Source organism: Tepidiforma sp. (assembly GCF_034432735.1).
Classification (GTDB): Bacteria; Chloroflexota; Dehalococcoidia; order Tepidiformales; family Tepidiformaceae; genus Tepidiforma.
In genome coordinates, this window is record NZ_DAOUBJ010000087.1 from 1 (window position 1) to 7,124 (window position 7,124).

Here is a 7,124-nt window from a genome sequence, read left to right on the forward strand (position 1 = left end):
CGCCGGATGGATGGCCAGCACCTCCCCCTCACCCCCCGCCGCCAACGCGATCGCCTCGAACGTCCGCACCCCAAAGAGCGGCGCACCCGTCGCCAGCGAAATCCCCTGGGCCGTCGCGATTCCCACCCGCAACCCCGCATACGACCCCGGCCCACTCAACACGATAACGCCCCCCGGGCGCTCCACCCCCAACAACCCCTCGATCGCAGCCAGCAGGCCCGTCGTATGCGTCCGCCCCTCCTCCGCCACCACCAACTCCCGCCGTCCCTCGCCATCGAGCCCGACCGCGAACCAATCCGAAGCCGTATCGATAACCAGAATCGTACTCACGCCGCGCCGAGCGCCTCGACAAGCTCGCGGCCACGCACACCCCGCGGAATGAACCGCAGCCGACGCGTCCGCGGCCCCAGTTCGCCCGGCCGAAGCTCCACGATGAGCCCATCCCCCGGCAACAGCTCCGCCCCGCGCTCCGGCCACTCGATAACCAAAACGCCCTTCTCCGCGTAATCCCAGAGCCCCAGCTCGTCCAGCTCCTCCACATCCTCGATCCGATACAGATCCACGTGGTAGAGCACCTCCCGCCCAGCGTACTCGTTCATCAGCACGAACGACGGGCTATTCACCTGCCCCCGGCACCCCAACCCCCGCCCGATCCCCTGCGTCAGGCACGTCTTCCCACTACCCAGGTCGCCGCTCAAAAGCACCACATCGCCCCGCCGCAAAAAGCGCCCCAGCCGCTCACCCAGCGAACGGGTCTCCTCCTCGCTCGCAGAAGCCAGCTCCAGCACCCTCTCACCTTCCATACCCCAAGTATAGAAGCCATCGTGCTAACGCCCCATGTCCAGCCCACGCCATCCACCCAGCTCCGCCCACCATCCTCCTCGACAATAGCGCAACCTCATACCCGTGATTGACCACTAGAGAGCCGCTAGCTACCTTGTCCTAGCGAACGCCTCGGCCACAGCCCACGGCGCCCCCATCCTCACGGTCCCTACACGGAGTTCATTGCGCATGATGAGAATCTCCACCGAAACCGGTAAGCAGCCCGTCTCCGCCAGCCTCGGCAGCCGCATCCGCGCCGCCCGCCGCGACGCCGGCATGAGTCAGGGCCAGCTCGCCCAGGCCCTCAACACCACCCAGAGCGCCATCAGCCTCTACGAAGCCGGCCAGCGCTCCGTCGGCATCGACATGCTGCTCAACGTCGCCCGCATCCTCAACCGCCCCCTCCACTACTTCCTCGGCGAAGACGGCGAAATGCTCTACGTCAAAGACAGCGAGATCGCCCAGCTCATCCAAGAGCTCGAACGCCACCCCGAAGACCTGCCCGAACTCCTCCAATACTGGAACTTCCTCCGCTGGCGGCGCATGTCGTCCAACGGCTCCGGCCGCCACTGACCCACCCCAGGCACAGAACCCCGCAGCCGGGCCGTCAACGGCCCGGCTGCTCCCTTTCCCCCACACCGCACCCCACGGAGGCCCCATGCGACGCCTTTGCGACCCCGCCGACGCCCGCCGCCTCCTCAACCCCGGCCCCGTCGCCATCGTCACCACCGCCTGGCGCGGCAGCGCCAACGCCGCCCCCATCGCCTGGACAACCCCACTCTCCATCGACCCTCCCCGCCTCGGCGTCGCCATCGCCCCCGAACGCCACACCGCCGCCATGATCCGCCTCAGCGGCGCCTTCGCCATCAACATCCCCGGGCCCAGCCTCCTCGAACAGACCGCCTTCCTCGGCTCCCTCAGCGGCCTCCAAACCAACAAAATCGAAGCCGCCGGCCTCCACACCTTCCGCCCCCTCACCATCGACGCCCCCCTCATCGAAGAATGCCTCGCCTGGATCGAATGCACCGTCCAGGATGCCCACCGCATCGGCGACCATACCCTCTTCATCGCCGAACCCGTCAAAGTCCAAGCCGACGACCAAGCCTACGTCGGACGCTGGCTCCTCCAAAACCCCGAACACAGCCCCCTCACCTACCTCGGCGGCAGCTACTACGCCATCATCGGCCAACCCCTCCAAGCTACCTACACCATCGACGAGCACGGCGCCCTCGTCACCGAAACCCCCGAAAAACGCGAAGCCCGCCTCGAGCGCGAAGCCCGCCAGGCCGAACTCCGCCGCCTCGAAGGAGAGGAAGGCCTGCGCCAACGCCTCCAGACCGAAGGGTCATCACCCTAGGCAGCCCATCGACAGCCCCGCCCGCACCCGAGCGCGACTGCCACCCCACAGCACCCTCACCCCTACCCCTGGCGCTCCTCCAGCGGAACATACGGCCGCAAATCCGCGCCCTCGTAGAGCGCATTCGGCCGCACCAGCCGATTGTCCGCGTACTGCTCCAGCAGGTGCGCCGTCCAGCCCGCAATCCGCGACATCGCAAAAATCGGCGTATACAGATCGCTCGGAATCCCGAGCATCTTGTAGACCGACGCACTGAAGAAATCCACATTCGGGTACAACGGCTTCCCCGCCAGCTTCTGCGCCAAATAATCCCGAAGCTTCAGCGAAAGATCGAAATACTTCCGCTCCGGCGACGTCGCCGCCAGCTCGTGCCCCAGCCGCTCCAAAATGATCGCCCGCGGATCCGTCGTCTTGTACACCCGGTGCCCAATCCCCATCACCCGTTCCCCCCTCGCCAACAGCTCGTCCACATATCGTGGAATATTCTCCTCGCTCCCGATCGCCTCCAGCGTCCGGTATACCGCCTCGTTCGCACCACCGTGCAGCGGCCCCTTCAACGTCCCGATCGCCGACGCGATCGCCGAGTACATATCGCTCAACGTCGAAGCCGTCACCAGCGCCGAAAACGTCGAAGCATTCATCTCGTGCTCAGCGTGCAAGATCATCGCCACATCGAAGATCCGCGCCTCCAGCTCGTTCGGCTCCTCCCCCTTCAACATCCACAAAAAATTCGCCGCGTGGCCCAAATCCTCGCGCGGCGGCACCGGCTCCAACCCCTGCCGAAGCCGGTGGTACTGCGCCAACACCGTCGGCATCCGCGCCGTCAGCAGCGCCGCCGTCTTCTTCAGCTGCTCCTGCGACAGATCGCTCGACCTCGGGTCCAGCGCCCCCGCGATGATCACCGAAATCTCCAGCGCACGCATCGGGCGGATCTTCCCCACGATCTCCCGCTGCACCCGCGCATTCAGATCCGAAAGCGGCCGCTCACGCCGCAAACTCGCCTTCAGCTCCTCCAGCTCGCCCCGCGTCGGCAGCCGCAAATTCCAGAGCAAAAACGCCGTCTCCTCGAACGTCGAATGCTCCGCCAAATCGAAAATGTTGTACCCCGCGTAGATCAGCTCGCCCTTCTGGCCGTCGATCCGGCAAAGCTTCGTCGCCGTAACATTGACGCCCTCGAGCCCCCGTGCAATCACCTCGGTCATTACCGTACTCCTCGCCGCGGAACCCGCGGATTGTATACAGTCACCAGCTCCCACCATCCTACCACGCCCGGGCGGGCCATTGCCTCATCCCCTCACCGATACTTCGCCGCCAGCGGAAGCCGACGATCCCGCCCGAAAGCCCGTTGCGTAATCTTCACCCCCGGCGCCGCCTGCCGCCGCTTGTACTCGTTCCGGTCCACCAACCACACCACCCGCTCCACCAACCCCCGCTCGAAACCCATCGCCACGATCTCGTCCACCGTCCGGTCATCCTCCACGTACGCCTCCAAAATCGGATCCAACACCTCGTACGGCGGCAACGAATCCACATCCAACTGACCAGGGCGCAGCTCCGCACTCGGCGGCTTCGTCAACGTCCGTTCCGGAATCCACGGCCGCCCCGCGCGCCCATTCCGCCACCTCGCCAACCGGTACACCAACGTCTTCGGAACATCCTTCAACACCGCAAAGCCACCCGCCATATCGCCATAAAGCGTCGCGTAACCCGTCGCCATCTCGCTCTTGTTCCCCGTCGTCAGCACGATCGCCCCCGTCTTGTTCGAAAGCGTCATCAACACATTCCCCCGCTGGCGCGCCTGCAAATTCTCCTCCGCCGTACCCGGCTCACCCCCCTCGAACACCTCCGCCATCATCTCCAACATCGCCGCATGCGCAGGCTCGATCGGAATCGTCAAAAACCGGATCCCCAGATTCGCCGCCAGCTCCCGCGCATCCACCTTACTGTGCTCGCTCGAATACCGGCTCGGCATCGAAACCCCAATCACCCGCTCAGCACCGATCGCATCCACCGCCACCGCAGCCACCACCGCCGAATCGATCCCCCCCGAAAGCCCCACGATCGCCTCCCGAAAACCCGACTTCCCCAAATAATCCCGCGTCGCCAGCACCAGCGCCGACCACACCTCCTCCTCCTCCTCCATCAGCGGCGCCACCCGGCCCCCCGTCGCCGTCGGCTCCCGCGCCGCCTCCAGGGCCATCCCCAAATCCACGAACACCGCCCCCGACTCCCAATCCCTCGCCCGCAGCTCCACCCGACGCCGCGGATCGTGCAAACGCCGCTGCGCCACCTCGTCCAAATCCACCTCCACCACCAACAACTCCTCCGCGAACTGGCGCGCCCGCGCCACCACCCGCCCCTCCGCATCCATCACCACCGACGCCCCGTCGAACACCAGCTCATCCTGCCCCCCAACCGCATTCAAATACGCCACCACGATCCCGTAGTCCACCGCCCGCGTCGCCAACATCCGCTCCCGCTCCCTCGCCTTCCCCCGATGGTACGGCGAAGCATTGATATTCACGCACAGCTCCGCCCCCGCCAGCGCCATCGCATCCAACGGCGCCCCCGCATACCAAATATCCTCACAAATACTCACCCCAAAACGGACATCACCCGCACGATAGACAGGCGTCCGCCGCCCCGCCCGGAAATACCGCTCCTCGTCGAACACCCCATAATTCGGCAACCGCTGCTTCTCGTACGTATCCACCCAGCGCCCATCCGCGAACACCGCCGCCGCGTTGTAAGCATCATCCTCCCGCCAATCCACGAACCCCACCACCGCCACCAGCCCCGCCGACGCCGAAGCCAGCCCCGCCGTCACCTCCCGCGAAGCCTCGCAAAACGCCCGCCTCAACACCAAATCCTCCGGCGGATACCCCGTCACCGCCAGCTCCGGAAACGCAACCAGATCGCACCCCGCAGCACGCGCCGCCACCATCTGCGCCCGCACCTTCTCCGCATTCCCCTCCAGATCCCCCACCAACGTATCGATCTGCGCCAGACCAAGCCGCAGCGTCCTCATCGTCGCCTCCTCCCAGCGAGTATATTCCCGCCCCCCCAATCCCCGCCCCATCAGGAAATCGCCTAAGAAAACCACCCGATACCACCCCCGACCCACATCTGGCACCCTCCAACACGGCGGGGTTTCGAGGTAGGGAGATGACTCGAAACACCAACCACATCAGCCCCTGCCCGCTCTGCGGGCGCCAGACCCGCGCGCACTCGCGCATCCTCATCGCCGATGTCGAACCCATCGGCACCCACCGGACCAGCTACGCCACCATCATCTGTCGAGACTGCGCGTTCGCCATGGTCCTACGCTCCGAAGCCGCCGCCCTCCGCAACGCCGGCTAACACCACGCCGCCAGCCGCCGGCCCACCGTTTCGAGGGCCGGCGGCCACCACTACAATGGGCACATCCCCGGAGCGCGAACGGCGGAAGGAGACGGCCCATGAACGAAGTCCTCGCGATGATCCTCGCAGGCGGCCAGGGCGACAGACTCTCCATCCTCTCCGAACAACGCGCCAAACCAGCAGTCGTCTTCGGCGGCCACTACCGCATCATCGACTTCGTCCTCTCCAACTGCGCCAACAGCGACCTCAGCAAACTCGCCGTCCTCACCCAATACCGCCCACGCTCCCTCTTCAACCACATCGGCGCCGGCCGCCCCTGGGGCTACGATACCCCCGAAGGCGGCATCCAAATCCTCCAACCCTACCTCGGCCGCGCCGACGCCGACTGGTACCACGGCACCGCCGACGCCGTCTACCAAAACCTCTACGTCATCGAAGAATCCCGCGCCCGCGAAGTCCTCATCCTCGCCGGCGACCACATCTACCTCACCTCATACCGCAACCTCATCGCCTACCACCGCTCCCAAGGCGCCGACGCCACCGTCGCCGTCTACAGCGTCCCCCGCAGCCAAGCCCATCGCTTCGGCGTCCTCGACCTCGACTCCACCGGCCGCGTCATCGACTTCCAAGAAAAACCCAAAGAACCCCGCGGCTCCTGGGTCTCCATGGGCATCTACGTCTTCAACAAAGACATCCTCGTCGAACGCCTCCAACACGACGCCGACCTCGGCGACGCCAGCACCCACGACTTCGGCCGCGACATCATCCCCCGCATGTTCCAAACCCACCGCGTCTTCGGCTACCAATACCTCGACTACTGGCGCGACGTCGGCACCATCGAATCCTACTGGGCCGCCCACATGGACCTCCTCCAGCCCAACCCACCCCTCAACCTCGAAGACCCCGACCTCAAACTCCGCACCGCCGGCTCCATCCCCCCACCCGCCCGCTTCGGCCCCAACGCACACATCGTCGAATCCCTCGTCTCCCCCGGAGCCCGCATCGACGGCCAAGTCTACCGCTCCGTCATCTCCCCCGGCACCATCATCGAAGCCGGCGCCATCGTCCGCGAATCCATCGTCCAACACCGCTGCATCATCCGCTCCGGCACCATCATCGACCGCTGCATCCTCGACAAAGAAGTCACCATCGGCCCCGACTGCATCATCGGCACCGGCGACCCCAACATCCCCAACACCGAACGCCCCGATATCGTCAACACCGGCATCTCCATCATCGGCAAACGCGCCGTCATCCCCCCCGGACTGCGCATCGGACGCAACGTCGTCATCGGCCCCGGCGTCCAGAACGAACTCGCCGGCAAAACCGAACTCCAATCCGGCGCCTCCATCCGCCCCACCCACATCCCCCTCCACCTCTTCGTCTAATGGAACCCACACCGTAATGGAACCCACACCGCGGCTCTACACCCTCCAAGAAGCCCGCAACCTCCTCCCCACCCTCATCCCCATCCTCGAACGCCTCCGCCAAGCACACCTCGAACTCCGCGTCATCGAAGCCGCCCGCACAGCCGCCGCCCGCAGCGCCACCGCCGACGGCCACGACCTCGCCGCCCCCTTCCCCA

9 protein-coding genes are annotated in these 7,124 nt (G+C 65.8%); 5 read left to right on the top strand and 4 right to left on the bottom strand.

The annotated features are described in order from the left end of the window. Together tsaB and tsaE are read right to left on the bottom strand one after the other, a co-directional pair. A partial coding sequence (tsaB, locus tag VAE53_RS08485) for a tRNA (adenosine(37)-N6)-threonylcarbamoyltransferase complex dimerization subunit type 1 TsaB (protein WP_322818942.1) occupies positions 1-330 on the bottom strand: 330 nt, incomplete at its 3' end. Beyond that, positions 327-803, bottom strand: coding sequence for a tRNA (adenosine(37)-N6)-threonylcarbamoyltransferase complex ATPase subunit type 1 TsaE (gene tsaE, locus VAE53_RS08490; protein WP_322818943.1), 477 nt, complete (start codon positions 801-803; stop codon positions 327-329). The genes tsaB and tsaE, both read right to left, overlap by 4 nt. A gap of 208 nt (positions 804-1,011) precedes the next feature. Between tsaE and VAE53_RS08495 the strand changes: the two genes are divergently transcribed. Both VAE53_RS08495 and VAE53_RS08500 read left to right on the top strand, forming a co-directional pair. After that, complete coding sequence (locus VAE53_RS08495) at positions 1,012-1,395, top strand: helix-turn-helix transcriptional regulator (RefSeq protein WP_322818944.1); 384 nt, start codon at positions 1,012-1,014, stop codon at positions 1,393-1,395. A gap of 85 nt (positions 1,396-1,480) precedes the next feature. Beyond that, the gene (locus VAE53_RS08500; protein ID WP_322818945.1) at positions 1,481-2,179 is read left to right on the top strand and encodes a flavin reductase family protein; all 699 of its coding nucleotides are present in this window, start codon (positions 1,481-1,483) and stop codon (positions 2,177-2,179) included. Positions 2,180-2,241: 62 nt separating this feature from the next. Here VAE53_RS08500 and VAE53_RS08505 read toward each other — a convergent pair whose 3' ends face one another. Both VAE53_RS08505 and VAE53_RS08510 read right to left on the bottom strand, forming a co-directional pair. Next, entirely contained in the window at positions 2,242-3,381 is a 1,140-nt protein-coding gene (locus VAE53_RS08505; RefSeq protein ID WP_322818946.1) for a citrate/2-methylcitrate synthase, read from the bottom strand. 92 nt (positions 3,382-3,473) lie between these two features. Continuing rightward, the gene (locus VAE53_RS08510) at positions 3,474-5,207 is read right to left on the bottom strand and encodes an NAD+ synthase (RefSeq protein WP_322818947.1); all 1,734 of its coding nucleotides are present in this window, start codon (positions 5,205-5,207) and stop codon (positions 3,474-3,476) included. A gap of 137 nt (positions 5,208-5,344) precedes the next feature. On the opposite strand from VAE53_RS08510, the gene VAE53_RS08515 reads away from it, so the two are divergent. The 3 genes from VAE53_RS08515 to VAE53_RS08525 form a co-directional block, all read left to right on the top strand. Continuing rightward, positions 5,345-5,539 carry a hypothetical protein gene (locus VAE53_RS08515; RefSeq protein ID WP_322818948.1) on the top strand — a complete coding sequence of 65 codons (195 nt, stop codon included), beginning with the start codon at positions 5,345-5,347 and terminating at the stop codon, positions 5,537-5,539. A 98-nt stretch (positions 5,540-5,637) separates the two neighbouring features. After that, positions 5,638-6,927 (top strand): glucose-1-phosphate adenylyltransferase family protein, encoded by a 1,290-nt coding sequence (locus VAE53_RS08520; protein ID WP_322818949.1) that lies wholly within the window; start codon positions 5,638-5,640, stop codon positions 6,925-6,927. Positions 6,928-6,943: 16 nt separating this feature from the next. Then, the coding region (locus VAE53_RS08525) for a hypothetical protein (RefSeq protein WP_322818950.1) at positions 6,944-7,124 on the top strand (181 nt) is incomplete at its 3' end.

What these genes read in the sequence shown, in the direction of transcription:
- VAE53_RS08520 (WP_322818949.1), top strand. Translation starts at nt 5,638, where the DNA reads ATGAACGAAGTCCTCGCGATGATCCTCGCAGGCGGCCAGGGCGACAGA.
- VAE53_RS08515 (WP_322818948.1), top strand. Translation starts at nt 5,345, where the DNA reads ATGACTCGAAACACCAACCACATCAGCCCCTGCCCGCTCTGCGGGCGC.
- VAE53_RS08505 (WP_322818946.1), bottom strand. Translation starts at nt 3,381, where the DNA reads ATGACCGAGGTGATTGCACGGGGGCTCGAGGGCGTCAATGTTACGGCG.
- VAE53_RS08500 (WP_322818945.1), top strand. Translation starts at nt 1,481, where the DNA reads ATGCGACGCCTTTGCGACCCCGCCGACGCCCGCCGCCTCCTCAACCCC.
- tsaE (WP_322818943.1), bottom strand. Translation starts at nt 803, where the DNA reads ATGGAAGGTGAGAGGGTGCTGGAGCTGGCTTCTGCGAGCGAGGAGGAG.
- VAE53_RS08495 (WP_322818944.1), top strand. Translation starts at nt 1,012, where the DNA reads ATGATGAGAATCTCCACCGAAACCGGTAAGCAGCCCGTCTCCGCCAGC.
- VAE53_RS08510 (WP_322818947.1), bottom strand. Translation starts at nt 5,207, where the DNA reads ATGAGGACGCTGCGGCTTGGTCTGGCGCAGATCGATACGTTGGTGGGG.